Raw genomic sequence first — 13,671 nt, 5'->3', positions numbered from 1 at the left:
CATTTATTTTTCATCGCCCGTAAGGGCACGACTCGCGCCGCACGGCGCGGAAGGGAGACGAAATGGCAGACGGAACGCAGACCACCGGACAAGACGGAGCACAGGCCACAGCGCAAGGTGCCGAACAAAACGGTGGCGGACAGCAACAGGAGCCCGACTACAAGGCGCTCTACGAGCAGGCGAAGGCAAACTCGCGCAAGTGGGAAACGCGGGCGAAGTCAAACAAGGAAGCCGCCGAAGAGCTTGCAAAACTGCAAGGCAACGGAGGAAAGAGCGTTGAGCAGCAGATTGCAGAGCTTAAGGCCAAACTTGACGAGAAGGAAAAGGCCGAACAAAGGGCGTCGATAGCTGCAAAGGTGGCACGCGAGAAGGGTGTTCCGGTTGACCTACTAAACGGGGAAACCGAAGAGGAAATGGGTGCATGGGCTGACAAGATGCTCGCCCATTTCAAGACCAAGCCTGCCCCGAAAGTCTCCGACCCCGGCTCTTTTGATAAGGGGACGGGTGGAAATGACGAGCTTCGCGAATTCGCGCGAAAGCTCACCGGTAACAACTAGAAAGGTTGGAAGAAATGGCAAACGGAACCGAGAAAGTAACCTTACCCAAGAGTGTTGTCACCGAGCTTCTTGGCAAGGTGAAGGACACCTCCACCATTGCGGCGCTCTCCCCGAGCACGCCGCAGAAATTTGCGGATACCACCTATTTGGTGTTTAATCCGACCGCCGAAGCCGAGGTTGTGGCAGAGGGCGCAAAGAAGACAAGCTACGACATTAACACCACGCCGATTGTTGCGAAGCGTGCCAAGATTGTTACAACTACGCGCGTATCTGACGAGTTGAAGTGGGCAGACGAGGACAACCGCCTTGAGATTGTGTCGAACATCATCGCCGATCAGACGGCGGCACTTGGTCGTGCGCTTGACTATATTGTTTACCACGCGATCAACCCCAAGACGGGAGCTGCTCTTGATGGGTACACCGCGCTTACTACGGGTGCTACTGCCGTTACGGCAACCAATGACCCCACGGCTGATATTGATGCGCTGACCGACGCCCTTATCGACTACAACATTAACGGTTTTGCGTTGTCTCGCCGCTTTGCGAGCGAACTGCGCAAGATTCGCGTTCCGTCTACGGGCATGCGCCTGTACCCGGAAATCCCGCTGTCTTTGAATGTGGGTAGTGTTGATGGTATTGCAGCGGCTGCGTCGGGCACCGTCAACGGACGCTTGGCTACGACTCCGACTAACGTCAAGGCGATCATGGGCGATTTCGGGCTCATTAAGTGGGGCATGGTTCGCGATATGTATTCCGAACTGATTGAGTTTGGCGATCCCGATAACACTGGCAATGACTTGAAGGGTTCTAACCAGGTTGCATACCGCACCGAAGCAGTGCTCGCCTATGCCGTGCTTGACCCCAAGGGCTTTGCGGTGCTTAAGACCGCAGGCGCGTAAGGGGGTGTATGTATGTCTGCAATACTTATGCAACGCTACATTCTTGGTAAGCCTGCTGATGCGTCTCCGATTATGCCGCAGCACGTTGCGCTGACCGACGAAGAAGGAAATGCCGTACTTGGCAAGCTGGATAAGCTGCCAGATGGTGCCACCGTAAAGGCGACAGCAGCGGCATATAACGCGCTTGTTGATGCACTGGTGGCCGCAGGTCTTGCATCGGAGTAGAGCCGTGGAGCCTTTTGCTAGCGCGGCTGACTATGCGGCGCGATACGGCGAGGTAGGTGATACTGCCCGCATGGATAAGTTACTTGCTGATGCGACGGCCAAGCTGCTTTCGGAATACGAGAGTTTCTGGGGTGTGGCGTATGAGCCCGGTGTACACGCCGCATTTGACCGAGGTGTAGAGGCGGCTTGTTGCTTGCTGGTTAATCAGGTGCTGGCAGCTCCCGCACAGATGGCTGGTGCGACACAGTATAGCCAGGGTGCAGGCGGATACACGGCATCGGTGACGTACGGAAGCGCGCTTGGCAGCATGTACGTTAGTAAGTCAATGCGGGCTTCGCTTGGGCTTGATGGCCAGATTGTGCGATCGATGCACCCTATTGAACGCAATGAGGTGAGCTGATGAGCCTTATTACGGGAGAAACGGTTAAGGTGTGGCACCCGATTGAGGGCGAGCCTGATGAAATGGGTGAACCGTCTGTGACCTTTGAAGGCGAAACCGTAACGGGCGTGCTGTTCGAGCCGGGTGTATGGCGCGAGCTTGCAGCAGCGCGCCCGAACGGGGCACGCTGTGATGCGACGTTTCATATACCGAAGGCTTACGATTCACCTCTTCAGGGCTGCGAGATTGAACGCTTAGACAGGCGTTATCGCATTGTTGGCGACCCGCAGCCTTACGGCCCTGATGTCCCTGGCCCCTGGAACCGAGCTGTGTTGGCGGTGGTGTGCGATGGCTGATATCGAGTTTGAGATTGACCATGACGGTTTGCAAGAAATATGCAAGTCGGCGGGCATGAAGTCGGAACTGCTTCGTCAGGCATTCAAGCTCGCCGACGCCGCCAATGCAGACGCGCACTCACACGAAGCTAAGTGGGTTGGCTCAAAAGGGTTTGAACACGAGCCATACGGCGCGCACGTTGACGTGTTATCACGCACGGCTGTTGGCGCGGCACATACGCGCACAAAGCTTGGGCGTATCAACGAAGCGAAGTATAAGAGCTTGGGAAAACAGTGTCATTAAGGGATAGGGGGACGCTATGCCAACGCTTAACGTGCAGGCCGACGTGCGCAAACGCTTAGAAGATGCGCTTTCGCCTGTTGAGGTGAGAGTGCGAGCACCTGCCGACTGCTCGGTTCCGCTTGTTGTTGTGTACCGTGAAGGCGGAGCCAGAGAAAACACACTTGTTGACCGCGCGGGCATTCGTATTTACTGCTGGGCAAAAACCGAGCAGGAAGCTTTCGAACTTGCCGATGCGGCGTGCGATGTTATCGACGCGCTGCCATTTTCTGGCGGTTATGCGGATGTGTTTCAAGAGTCGTTTTATAGCGACCCCGACCCAGACTCGCGCTTGCCGAGATGGACTGCAAGCTACACCGTGGCGACGTACGTGCCGCCCAAATAAGAGATGAAGAGAATTACAGAAGGGAACAGCTATGACTGCTATAAAGGAAATTGATAGCTCTCTTGTAACGGTTGGTAAGCCGGTTGAGGGAGGGTGCTGCTGGACAAGCTTCGATGACAACCCGACGCTGCCCACCGACGCGACAACGAAGATGAGTACCGTTGAGGGCTTTGAATCGCTTGGTGAATTGAGCGAGAACGGGTTTACCGAAGGCAAGACGGTTGACACCAGCGAGTTTAAGGGGTGGCACGGAAGCACGGTTTTAACCGAAGCTACCGGAGAGCAGAACACTTACAAGATGGAGTTCATTGAGCCAAACCGTGCTGCGGTGGCAAAGCTGCGCTACGGCGCGGGTAACGTCGAGTCGGCATCAGATGGCTCTGTTACTCACATCAAAGGGGTGGCTGGTTCTATTACCACGGTGCCGCTTGTTATTGACGAGCTGGAATCGAACGGGTATCTGCGCCGTACGGTTGTGCGCAAGGCATCTATCACGTCGTTTGATGATGTTCCCCACCAGCGCGGCTCGCTCATGGTTTATGGCATGACGTTTACCGCCATTGAAGATGATGGGCGCATGTTCGATATTTATCGCGCAAAGCCCGCCGCGCCTGCTTCGGTGTAGCGCATGAACCGGGAAGCAATGGCGCGCATGAGCGCCGCCGATCTTGACGAGTATGCGCGTGGTATTGGTATTGAAACGGGACACGCCAAAGGCATTGACGCGAAAATGAAGCTCATTGAATCACGGCGTTCGCGCGTAGCGACTATCCGGGCGCTTGGTATCGACTTTGAGGTGCCCGTAAAACGCGCACACGATAAGCGGGTAAGCGACCTTTTGTCTGGTCAGCTTCGTGATGAAGATGCCGAACAGGCGTTGCTCCTGCTTTTGGGTGCCGATCAGATGGCTGAACTTACCGCGGCGTGTACCGACGAAGATGGCACGGTTGATGTGGGCGCTATAGGTGTTGCGTTCACTAAGATTCTTACCTCGCCAGAACTAAAAAACTTCTAACGCTCGCGCACCTGGAGGCGGGTCATGTGCGCGAGCTGCGTCACGACTTTAGGCGCGTTTATGGCGTGTCGTACGACGAAGTTCCTACCGACGAAGCTATCGACCTTGTGCTAACGCTGCCGCCAGGTTCGCTCTACGTGAGGGTAACGCGCCCTCAAGATTCTTGGCCTGAATGGAGACATGCTGCGGCCGACATCCAAGACGAACTGTGGAGGATTGCCTATGCGCAGGCAGGCGTAAAGAGTAACCCTCCACAGACGTTTAGACCCGCTGACATCGTGGAAAACGCCCGTGCGAGAGCGTCGGTACGCAAGGCGGTAGACGTCATAGGGTCAACAGAGTGGGAAGAGGTGTGAAATGGCAGTTATTGGGAAGGCAACACTGAATGTTGTTCCAAAGTTCCCGGGGTTATCTGCTGCCGTGAAGGCCGAATTCGCGAAAGTAGATGCGAGCGAAGCAGGAGAGCGCGCCGGTGGCGAGTACGGGCGCGGAATGGGTGGCGGACTCGTTAAGTCTGGCGCTGCTATTGGTGCGTTTTCTGCAATGACAAACATGGCCATGGAAAGCATTGCGAGCCATGTGGGGGACGCTGCTGCTCGCTTCGACACGCTGAATAACTACCCGCGCACCATGGAAAACTTAGGCTTTGGTGCGCAGTCGGCAGAAGCATCCATTGAAAAGATGAGCAGCAGGCTGCAAGGGTTGCCCACAAGGCTTGATGACATGGTATCGACCGTGCAGGGGCTTGCTGTTGTTACGCGCGACCTTGATTTAGCAACTGATGCTGGTTTGGCACTCAACGACATGCTGGTGGCGTCTGGTAGCTCGACACAGCTTACAACAGCTGCCATGGAGCAGTTCCGGCAGATGCTGGCGAAGGGCAAGCCCGAACTTGAGGATTGGAAGAGCTTCACGGCAGCAATGCCTGGACAGATGGATCAGCTCGCAAAGTCGATGCTAGGCCCGACGGCTACAGCAAACGATCTTTACGCCGCACTGGGTGGCGGCGGTGGTGAAGCTATTCTGTCGATGGATGACCTGTTGCGCGCCATGGTGCGGCTTGACAATGAAGGCGGCGAGAGCTTTGCGAGCTTCCGTGAGCAAGCAGAAACCGCATCTGGTGGCGTGCAGACGTCGGTTGCCAACATGGGAAACGCCGTTACGCGCGGAATCGCCGATGTGATGGATGCTGTTGGCTCGGAGAATATTGCCGGTGTGTTTGACGGCATGAAGGGAGCCATAAACAAAACGTTTGATGCGCTATCTGATGGCGTGCGGGTGGTAATGCCCCCTGTTAAGATGCTTGCTTCTTGGCTGCGAGATATCGGGCCCTCTGCTGTTACGGCGTTTGCTGGGTTTAGTGTTGCCCGGTCGGCGGGAACCCATATACAGGGGTTTGCCGACAGGGTGAAGGATGCGAAGAAGGAAACGACGCTTTTGGCGGGCGCGAATAAGCTGCTTGGCACGTCGATGACACCAGCGTCGCTTGGGCTTGCAGCTGGGGCGGCAGCTTTCGGACTTGTGGCATCTGCTGCGGCGGCGGCGTACGCCGAACACAAGAATTTTGTTGAATCGACCGAAGGGCTTGCTGATGCGGTGAGTAATGCTGCGGCACTCGATGGCTACTCGGTGCAACTTGATGGTATTGCATCAGCCGCGGGACCCGCTGCTAAGAGTGTTTCAGAGCTTGCAGAGTCAATGGCGCAAGGTGTTGGGCGCATGAATGAGACAACAGCGAGTGCCCAGGCACAGATTTCGGAGCTTTCAGCTGCACAGCAGATCATAAATGACTACGCCGGGAAAACCGACCTAAGCGCCGAAGCACAAGGGCGGCTTGAGTGGGCGCTGCAACTGGTGAACGAGCAGTTTGGGTTATCGGCTACCGCAGCAGACGTTGCCGCTGATGCGTATGTTGATGCTGATGGCAATGCACAAGACCTTACTGACACGGTAAACAACCTTATTGAAGCGAAGAAAGAAGAAATTCGCATAAGTGCGCTTACCGAGAATTTATCGGAAGCATACAAGATGCAGGCCGATGCGGCTGCTACTTATGCAGCAGAGCGTCGCGAATACAACGATGCTTTAGAGGAAGAAACGCAGCGTCTGATGATTCACGAAGGGCGCACGTACGAAGACGCGAGAGCATGTGCTGAAAACACCCTTGCCATGCAGGGGCTTAACGGCGAGTATTTGGACGCAAAGGCGGCCGCCGAAGTAGCCGACGGTGCGGTTGCACAGCTTGAAGGCGAGCTCGGAGATGCAGCCAGGGCTGCAAGTGACTCTGCTGATGAGTTTGACCAGTGGGGCGCATCACTTCCGGCCATGTTTTCGGCGGTGCTTTCCGAAGGCGGTACGTCGCTTTCTATGCTCAAAGACGATCTGCGTGAACTTGGAGTTGAAACATCCGACCTCTCGGCGCTTACCGATGAGCAACTACTTACCCTTGCCGATTCATACGACGGTACCGCAGCATCAATTGTTGGCACACTTGACAACATGGGCGTTGGGATGGATGACGCGGTGGCAGACACCGCCAGGATGGTTGCGGATATTACCGAAACGCTTACTGGCATGGACGGCGTGGGTGAAATACTTGAGGTTGCCGGCGTAAGCGTGACAGACTTTGCCGGGAAATTAGGTGAAGCGGGTGTTTCGTCGGAACAATTAAACGCTATTGGTTCGGATAACCTGATGCAGCTCGCCGCGAATTGCCAGGGCAACATGGATGCGATGGTGTGGAGCGTGCAGCACTACAACGACACATCTATCGTTGACAAAGATGGCAACATCGTAGTCGAGCGCGGCCAGCTTATCGACGCCCAGGGCCGTGTGTACACATGGAATGGAACAGACCTTGTTGACCAGGATGGAAATGTTGCTGTCGCAGATCAGCAGCTGCAAGACGCCCAGGGCCGTGTGTATACGTGGAACGGATCACATCTTGCAAAGCTCAATGGTAGTGCACACGTTAATGGCAATATCGCTGAATCGATTCGTCTTCGTGATATTTGGAATGGCGGCTGGTTCCGTTCGTTTAGTGCACGGGTAAGTCTTGCCATAAGCCAGACCATGAGCGGCGGCGTGAGCCGAAATGCCGCGGGCGGTATTCGGCTTAACGCCGAAGGTGGCTACCGCATGCACGCCGATGGCGCAATCGCAACGCGTGCTGTTCCGCTTGACATTGTGGGAGAAGACGGTGCCGAGGCCATTGTTCCGCTTACAAATAGACGTTATTCGCAGCCCTTTGTTGATCTTATTGCCGAGGGCGTACGAAACAAAGCGCAGACGGTAACAAATAACTACTACAGCGTTGGCAACGTGAGTGTGCCACCAGAAAGTGCTGCGGCCGATGCGCTGCGGCTGATAGTTGACTACGCAAACCGCGCGAATGCGGAGTACGGAAGGTAAGGGGGCGACACAATGGCAAGTTCGACCGTTTACCGCAACGGCGTAAAGTTTTATTCCGTCGATGTTTCTGCCTGGGTGTCTTCTGAAACTGATACCCATGCGATCATTTCGTGGTCGGCAAGTATTAGCTTTGGTGACTGGTATTTGTGGGGCGTTGGTCTTAACGTTTATGTCAATGGCACGCATGTACGCGCCATTGAGGGGGCGTGTACGTCGAGGTATCAGACCGTTTGTGCATGTTCGGGGTCGGTGACAGTAGCTAAGGGAGCTACTGGAAGACAAGTGTCGTTTTCCGCTTCGAGTTATTCTGCGACGGTAAACGGATACGGTGGTGTTGGCTCTACGACTACTGCATCCGGCGTTGTTGCGGTTGCGGGTGCGGGAACTCCTGACGCTGTTACCGGTGCGGCCGCCAGGCGCGTTTCTGACAACCAGAACACGGTTTCGTGGACGCTTGCGTCGAGTGCATCAAAGCCCTATAGCGGGCTATACGTAGAGCGCAGTATAAACGGTGGTGAGTGGTCGGCACTGGTGAGCCTGAATGCAGGTGCTACCTCATATGCTGACTCCACCACGGCCGCCGACTGCTTCTACCGCTATCGCATACGCCCGTATAACGGTGTACATTTTGGTACATGGTCAGAGACAAACTACACCTACAACACACCTGCTGCACCTTCCAAGGTAGAAGCGTCGCGTACCGGCGAGACTGGTGTTGCGCTTGCTCTTACCAATGAGTCGCGTACGGCCACGGCCACTGAAATACAAAGATCAGCCGACAAATCAACTGTTATTACCACGATAACAATTGATGGCATGGCTACGTCTGCATCAGATAACCCTGGCGGTGGTACGTTCTATTATCGTGCGCGTAATGTGCGCGGTAGCTTGGCATCTGCTTGGTCGCCGTGGTCGTCGGCCGTAATTACCATGTGCCCGCCAGCAGCGCCGACACTCACTTCTCCTGTGTCATCGGCAACGGTATCGAAGGCACATGCGCGCGTTGTTTTCGGATGGTTGCATAATCCTGCTGATGGCTCGGCTCAAACTGCTGCACAGCTTCAATATTCAGTTGACGGTGGCGCAACGTGGACGTCTGTAGAGGTGAGTGGCTCTGCACAGCGAGTTGAGGTGGCAAACTTATGGGACATCAACTCAACTGTTACGTGGAGGGTACGTACTAAGGGTGCGCACGCTGAATGGGGCCCATGGAGTGCGAATTCTGCGTTTCGGGTGTGCCAGGTGCCTTCTGTTGTATTCGCCGAGCCATCGGAAGGATATGTGATTCGCGATTTGCCCGTTCGTGTGCGGCTTCAGTATTCGGACCCGTCTGGAAAGCTTGCTTCGGCAGTGCTTACCGTAAAAGATTCGCGTGGCGCGGAAGTGTGTCGCATTGACATGGGCACTGCAACCGTGAGCGATATTGCACCGGTTGAATGGTTTCCTACCAACGGAGAGCGCTATGTTATGGCCGTGACAGCTCGGTCAACATCAACGCTATCGGCAAGTGCATCACGCGCAGTTGCTGTGAACTACGTGCTGCCGTGTCCTGCACACCTTGATATTGACCCTGACCCTGAAACAGGACTTGTGTCTTTGGAGGTCTCGGTGCTTGATGACCCGGAACTTGCAGAGGTTTACCACGTGGATGTATTCCGTGTGAGCGAGACAGGGCGAGTGGAACTTGCGAAAGGTGTTGACGCTGGTCATGCACTTACTGACCGCTATGCCCCGCTTAATGTCGTTTACTCGTATGAATGCGTAACTTATTCGGGTGCTGGTGCTGCAAATGCGACGTCGTTTCCTGGCAAGGTTTGCACGCCATGGTGGTTCTTTTACTTTGGCGATGGTGACACACAGATCGCGCGCGGCAAATGGAATCCCGATTCAAGCTGGGCATCAGAGCGACCGTCTCGAGCCCTTGAATGGTTTGCTGGACGCAGCTTGCCAGTGCTCTATGACGATGGACACATAAAACGTACGGGTGATGTGTCTTTGGCGCTCACGGCTCGGTCGGAGCGTATGGCATTCGAGCATCTTGTGCAGACAGGTGGCTTCTGTGTGATGAAGACAGCTGATGGCGATGTAATGCACGCTGCTGTTGATGTGTCACTTGACCCGGCAGACGTTGAACGTGGCTGGTGGGGCACCGTGCGAGCGAGCTGGCAACAGATCGACGGAAGGGTGCTGTGATGGTTGACTGGACAACAAGAAGGCTACAGACACGCACGTTTCGTCGCGTTGAGTGGCCGTCGATGGATGAAGCGGGAGAGATTGCGTGCGCAACCGGCGGAACGCTTGATCTTTCGGCGCTTTCAGAAATTAAAGGTTCAGGCAATGTGAGCTTCGACGGCGATGAGCCCAGGAATGGCGGGCTAGTGCGCGTGTCGTATGCGTTTGTTGATGAGTACGGTGAGCATGACGATCGCGTTGTGGCAACCATGCGTGCTGCTTGTGAATCGCCGACGCTGCTTGGCGGGCGCACATCGGGTAAGCTTGAGCTGTCGGGAATGCTTTCGATACTATCTGGCAGACGCTTTGCCGCCCCATACACCGCGCCTGCCGGGTCGCGCCCTACGGAGCTTGTGGCTAACATGTGCGCCGAGTGTGGTTTGGCTGCATCTATCACGCCAAGTGCCTACGTACTTTCATCTGATTGGACGTCGAAAGCGGGAGTAACGTGGCTGTCGGTGTGTAACGAACTGCTCGACAAGGCCGGATTTGCTTCGCTTCGCGCCGACCCATACGGCACCATTGTTGCCGCGCCTTACGTGGAGCCAATGGAACGTTCGCCGGTATGGGAGTTTCGTGACGGTGACGGCTCGATTCTTGTCGGCGAGGTTGAGGTTAAGCGAGACCTTTCGGTACCAAACGCCGTGAGGTTATGTCACTCGACAGCAGACGAGTGTTTAGAAGCATGGTGTATTAACGTGGACCCCGATAGCCCATCGTCGGTGCCTTCACTTGGATTTGAGGTTACAAAATACGAAGCCGTGTCAGAGCTAGCAGGTGATAGCCCGCAAGAGCGACTCGCAAGCCTTGTGGCGCTTGCTGAACGTAAGCTGGTTGCATCTTCTGCAAGGGTTGAAAAGGTAAAGATCAAAAGCCCCTGGGTGCCAGTGTGGCCTGATGATGCAATAGCGATTGAGTATACGGCGGCTGGACTGTCGTGGCGTGGGTGCGTTACATCGATTCGCATACCGCTTGCAGGCTCGCCTATATGCACAACCGAAGCGCGGCGATTCGTTCGTACAGCATTTAAAACCGAGTCGGGAGGGAGGGTTATTTGTGGTTGATAGCGAAACGACAAATGGCATGATCTCGCTCGATGAATTCGCGAAGTCGATGCGCATAACTGCACCCGTACGCGATGAGTCGCACTCATGGGGAACGGTTGGCGGTTTGCCTTCTGGCGGGCGTTGCAAGGTTAGGCTCGATGGAGCGACGGTTGACGTCGACTGTGTGCTGTGCTGTGACGTTTCGAATGGCGACAGGGTGATCGTTTTGACGATGGCAAGCGGTGAAAGCGCAGTGATAGCGCGGGTTAGGAGTTAATGGTGGACAGGAAAGCAATACGTATTGTGTGTGACCTGCGCAAGGACAGAGATACGTTTGGGCGACCGAATGGCGGCGAACCAATAGCTGTCGTGCAAGGTGAAGCCGACACACTCAAGTTAGAGGTATCCATAACTGACCACGGAAGCCCCTTTAATTTGACTGGGTGTTCTGTAGAGCTGTGTGCGGCACGACCTAATGGGACGTCGGTAATTGATGCGGCAACGATAACCAAAGCACTCTACGGACGTGTTGACTATCTTGTGCCGGGTGTGCTTGGCGCGGTTGTTGGTCGTGTGCGTGCTCACTTCAAGATTAAGTGTAACGGGGTTGAGATTGCCTGCGCGCAGCCGTTTTTCTTCGACGTCGCACGCGGTGTCGATATATCGGATGCCGGTGCGACAGACTACCTACCAAAGTACGACGAACACATGCGTGCAATGGAACAAGCAACGGCCAACGCCAACGCCGCTGCGCAGTCAGCTAACACGGCAGCTGCATCGGCGAATTCGGCTATTGATAAGGCAGTGACAGAGATTGTGCCGGATGAGGTAGCGAATGCTGTTGCATCTGAAATGGCTAAGTATTCCGCTGTTAGTTTCAGCGTAAACCCTGATGATGGCGGACTCGACATAACCTATTCGTATTAGGAGGAAACGAAACATGGCAACAACCGAAGTAACTAACTTCCCACGTGAGAGCACGTTGGTACGAATTGCTGATGCGCTGGAAAGAAATCACACACAGCAGGTGCTCGCGCAGCTTGACGGCACGGTTACAACGTATCGCAAGTGTATGCGCGACTGGTTTTTGTACCGTGGTGCCGCTCGAGCTACACCACGTGAGCTGACCGAACTGTGCAACGAATGGTATGCGGCCACTCGCACGATTACCACGTGGTGCGGCGGCGTGGAGTTTTATCAGCCTACTGTTTCCGCTGTTTCCACGGGCGAGCGCTTCGGAGACAACGTGGGCATGACGTGTGTGCCATCGACCGATACCGTAGCGAATACAGATGACTACGCGGGCGAACCGCTGTTTGTTCCTACCGATGTTAACTGGACGCTTGATGCAACTGGCAAGCGCTTGATTACGGCAATTGATGGCATTACCAGCAACTTTCGACGTCGTGATACGTCGGTATACGTCGGCGTGATGCAGATGGCTCCATGGTATTTTGAGTACGCTGACAACAATGTTTATGCGCGCGGTATTGCCGCGCAGCAGTCGGTTGACTATGACGTGCATCCGCTTGTTGAAGCAGTGCAGCCCGACGGCACACTATCGGAGTTTGTACTGCATCCCAAGTATGCCGCCCACAAGCTAACAAGCGGTGCGCTAACAAGCTGTGCGGGCGTTGTTCCGTCGGCCTGGATGTCGCACAATGCGGTGCGCTCGGCCGCAAATGTTAACGGTGCACGATATAGCGGCGAGTGCGCTTGTGATGCTTCGTGGCTTATTCTGATGGCAAACATTAAGTATGCATCACTCACGCTTGATGGTATTTTGCAAGGATGCTGCCAGAACAACTATCAGTACCCCGCAGCGCTTGCAGAAACAGGCGTTAAGCGCGTGCTGCTCACCGCTGCGCAGGGTGCCGTATTTGAGCCTGGTATGGGTGTACTTATAGGCAACTACACAACGAACGTTGATAGAAGCTACTTGTACTCGATTACAGGCACGGGTGGCGCTATTGTTACTGCCGTGGAGCCCGTGACTGTTGGCGGCGTTGATTACACAGCGGTATACGTTGATGTACCGGAAGCGTTTGACACAGCCGCGAATGGAGCTGCTACAGCGGGTACCACTTACATCTCTAGCTTTCATTGGGCTACGGGAACAACGGACGGCGTGCGAGGAAACGACGGCTCACCGAAATCCTGCACCTCGGGCAAGTATCCGGCCAAGCTTCAGGGCGTCGAGTACATGGTGGGAGCATATGAGGTTATAGGAGATGCTATTTTCTCTGAAGATACGCAAGCCTATTCGGCGTATACATGTTCTGACGCAACCAAACAGGCATCGTCTGTCACTGCTGATTACGTCGATGCAGGGCTGCGTCTTCCGAAGGCTGCTACCGCAGGATGGGCCTATATAAAGAAGCAGGGCTTTTCTTGCGGCGTGACAATGCCGACCGTTACGGGCGGCTCATCGAGCACCTACACGCGAGACGCATTCTATTCGGACGCTGCTGCAACAACGGGGCTTCGTGAGGTACTGCTCTTCGGCTCCTTGTTCCTCGGTGCGGCGCCAGCTGGCTTGTCTTGCGGTTCCGGCCTCTACGGGCTCGGTAACGCGCACTGGTACATCGTTTCCCGGCTTTCCCCCAATGGAAACCGGGGTGAATACGATGCGCTAGCAGCGTAGAGGGGCTTTGCCCCTTAGAACTAAGTGAGTTAACTGCATAATGGGTCGTATGGTGAACGGCGATGGCCTCTTTCGTGCTCTTCGGCAACTTGAACAACGGTGCGGCGCAAGCTGGCTTGTCTTGCGGTAACGGCAACAACGGGCTCGGTAACGCGAACTGGAACATCGTTTCCCGGCAATCCCTGAATCACATCTATACACCATGCGGCGGCACCTTAAAGACTGGTGCAGGCGCTTTTGCG

Annotated in this window: 16 protein-coding genes; all 16 read left to right on the top strand. The window is 55.2% G+C overall.

The window, feature by feature from the left end; genetic code table 11:
• Positions 1-62: 62 nt before the first annotated feature.
• Genes G7Y44_RS03155 through G7Y44_RS03080 form a run of 16 tightly spaced genes read left to right on the top strand, consistent with a single transcriptional unit; the run spans position 63 to position 13,429 of the window.
• A complete protein-coding gene (locus G7Y44_RS03155) occupies positions 63-557 on the top strand; it encodes a hypothetical protein (RefSeq protein ID WP_165247489.1) in 495 nt (164 codons plus the stop codon).
• A gap of 14 nt (positions 558-571) precedes the next feature.
• Positions 572-1,456 (top strand): phage major capsid family protein, encoded by an 885-nt coding sequence (locus tag G7Y44_RS03150; protein WP_165247487.1) that lies wholly within the window; start codon positions 572-574, stop codon positions 1,454-1,456.
• A 12-nt stretch (positions 1,457-1,468) separates the two neighbouring features.
• Positions 1,469-1,681, top strand: coding sequence for a hypothetical protein (locus G7Y44_RS03145; protein ID WP_165247485.1), 213 nt, complete (start codon positions 1,469-1,471; stop codon positions 1,679-1,681).
• Between the two features lie 4 nt (positions 1,682-1,685).
• Positions 1,686-2,081, top strand: a complete 396-nt coding sequence (locus G7Y44_RS03140) for a Gp19/Gp15/Gp42 family protein (protein WP_165247483.1) — start codon at positions 1,686-1,688, stop codon at positions 2,079-2,081.
• The gene (locus G7Y44_RS03135; protein ID WP_165247481.1) at positions 2,081-2,416 is read left to right on the top strand and encodes a hypothetical protein; all 336 of its coding nucleotides are present in this window, start codon (positions 2,081-2,083) and stop codon (positions 2,414-2,416) included. Before G7Y44_RS03140 ends, G7Y44_RS03135 begins: the two co-directional genes overlap by 1 nt.
• The gene (locus G7Y44_RS03130; protein WP_165247479.1) at positions 2,409-2,699 is read left to right on the top strand and encodes a hypothetical protein; all 291 of its coding nucleotides are present in this window, start codon (positions 2,409-2,411) and stop codon (positions 2,697-2,699) included. Before G7Y44_RS03135 ends, G7Y44_RS03130 begins: the two co-directional genes overlap by 8 nt.
• Positions 2,700-2,715: 16 nt before the next feature.
• Positions 2,716-3,081, top strand: a complete 366-nt coding sequence (locus tag G7Y44_RS03125) for a hypothetical protein (protein ID WP_165247477.1) — start codon at positions 2,716-2,718, stop codon at positions 3,079-3,081.
• A 31-nt stretch (positions 3,082-3,112) separates the two neighbouring features.
• Positions 3,113-3,706: a phage tail tube protein gene (locus tag G7Y44_RS03120; protein ID WP_165247475.1), complete on the top strand. Its 594-nt coding sequence runs from the start codon at positions 3,113-3,115 to the stop codon at positions 3,704-3,706.
• Positions 3,707-3,733: 27 nt separating this feature from the next.
• Positions 3,734-4,096 (top strand): hypothetical protein, encoded by a 363-nt coding sequence (locus tag G7Y44_RS03115; RefSeq protein ID WP_165247473.1) that lies wholly within the window; start codon positions 3,734-3,736, stop codon positions 4,094-4,096.
• Between the two features lie 26 nt (positions 4,097-4,122).
• Positions 4,123-4,452, top strand: a complete 330-nt coding sequence (locus G7Y44_RS03110; RefSeq protein WP_165247471.1) for a hypothetical protein — start codon at positions 4,123-4,125, stop codon at positions 4,450-4,452.
• 1 nt (position 4,453) lies between these two features.
• On the top strand, positions 4,454-7,507 hold the full coding sequence (locus tag G7Y44_RS03105; RefSeq protein WP_165247469.1) for a tape measure protein: 3,054 nt from the start codon (positions 4,454-4,456) through the stop codon (positions 7,505-7,507).
• Between the two features lie 12 nt (positions 7,508-7,519).
• Positions 7,520-9,700 (top strand): hypothetical protein, encoded by a 2,181-nt coding sequence (locus G7Y44_RS03100; RefSeq protein WP_165247467.1) that lies wholly within the window; start codon positions 7,520-7,522, stop codon positions 9,698-9,700.
• Positions 9,700-10,803, top strand: coding sequence for a hypothetical protein (locus G7Y44_RS03095; RefSeq protein WP_165247465.1), 1,104 nt, complete (start codon positions 9,700-9,702; stop codon positions 10,801-10,803). Before G7Y44_RS03100 ends, G7Y44_RS03095 begins: the two co-directional genes overlap by 1 nt.
• Positions 10,796-11,062 (top strand): hypothetical protein, encoded by a 267-nt coding sequence (locus G7Y44_RS03090; protein WP_165247463.1) that lies wholly within the window; start codon positions 10,796-10,798, stop codon positions 11,060-11,062. The genes G7Y44_RS03095 and G7Y44_RS03090 overlap by 8 nt, the downstream gene beginning before the upstream one ends.
• Positions 11,062-11,712 (top strand): BppU family phage baseplate upper protein, encoded by a 651-nt coding sequence (locus G7Y44_RS03085; RefSeq protein ID WP_165247461.1) that lies wholly within the window; start codon positions 11,062-11,064, stop codon positions 11,710-11,712. Before G7Y44_RS03090 ends, G7Y44_RS03085 begins: the two co-directional genes overlap by 1 nt.
• 13 nt (positions 11,713-11,725) lie before the next feature.
• A complete protein-coding gene (locus G7Y44_RS03080; RefSeq protein WP_165247459.1) occupies positions 11,726-13,429 on the top strand; it encodes a hypothetical protein in 1,704 nt (567 codons plus the stop codon).
• Positions 13,430-13,671: the final 242 nt, after the last annotated feature.

The sequence above is a fragment of the Adlercreutzia sp. ZJ141 genome, assembly GCF_011038965.1.
Classification (GTDB): domain Bacteria; phylum Actinomycetota; class Coriobacteriia; order Coriobacteriales; family Eggerthellaceae; genus ZJ141.
Note: the sequence above shows the minus strand (reverse complement) of the source record. Positions and strands in the feature narration are given on the sequence as shown.

What these genes read in the sequence shown, in the direction of transcription:
- G7Y44_RS03155 (WP_165247489.1), top strand. Translation starts at nt 63, where the DNA reads ATGGCAGACGGAACGCAGACCACCGGACAAGACGGAGCACAGGCCACA.
- G7Y44_RS03150 (WP_165247487.1), top strand. Translation starts at nt 572, where the DNA reads ATGGCAAACGGAACCGAGAAAGTAACCTTACCCAAGAGTGTTGTCACC.
- G7Y44_RS03145 (WP_165247485.1), top strand. Translation starts at nt 1,469, where the DNA reads ATGTCTGCAATACTTATGCAACGCTACATTCTTGGTAAGCCTGCTGAT.
- G7Y44_RS03135 (WP_165247481.1), top strand. Translation starts at nt 2,081, where the DNA reads ATGAGCCTTATTACGGGAGAAACGGTTAAGGTGTGGCACCCGATTGAG.
- G7Y44_RS03130 (WP_165247479.1), top strand. Translation starts at nt 2,409, where the DNA reads ATGGCTGATATCGAGTTTGAGATTGACCATGACGGTTTGCAAGAAATA.
- G7Y44_RS03125 (WP_165247477.1), top strand. Translation starts at nt 2,716, where the DNA reads ATGCCAACGCTTAACGTGCAGGCCGACGTGCGCAAACGCTTAGAAGAT.
- G7Y44_RS03120 (WP_165247475.1), top strand. Translation starts at nt 3,113, where the DNA reads ATGACTGCTATAAAGGAAATTGATAGCTCTCTTGTAACGGTTGGTAAG.
- G7Y44_RS03115 (WP_165247473.1), top strand. Translation starts at nt 3,734, where the DNA reads ATGAGCGCCGCCGATCTTGACGAGTATGCGCGTGGTATTGGTATTGAA.
- G7Y44_RS03105 (WP_165247469.1), top strand. Translation starts at nt 4,454, where the DNA reads ATGGCAGTTATTGGGAAGGCAACACTGAATGTTGTTCCAAAGTTCCCG.
- G7Y44_RS03100 (WP_165247467.1), top strand. Translation starts at nt 7,520, where the DNA reads ATGGCAAGTTCGACCGTTTACCGCAACGGCGTAAAGTTTTATTCCGTC.
- G7Y44_RS03095 (WP_165247465.1), top strand. Translation starts at nt 9,700, where the DNA reads ATGGTTGACTGGACAACAAGAAGGCTACAGACACGCACGTTTCGTCGC.
- G7Y44_RS03085 (WP_165247461.1), top strand. Translation starts at nt 11,062, where the DNA reads ATGGTGGACAGGAAAGCAATACGTATTGTGTGTGACCTGCGCAAGGAC.
- G7Y44_RS03080 (WP_165247459.1), top strand. Translation starts at nt 11,726, where the DNA reads ATGGCAACAACCGAAGTAACTAACTTCCCACGTGAGAGCACGTTGGTA.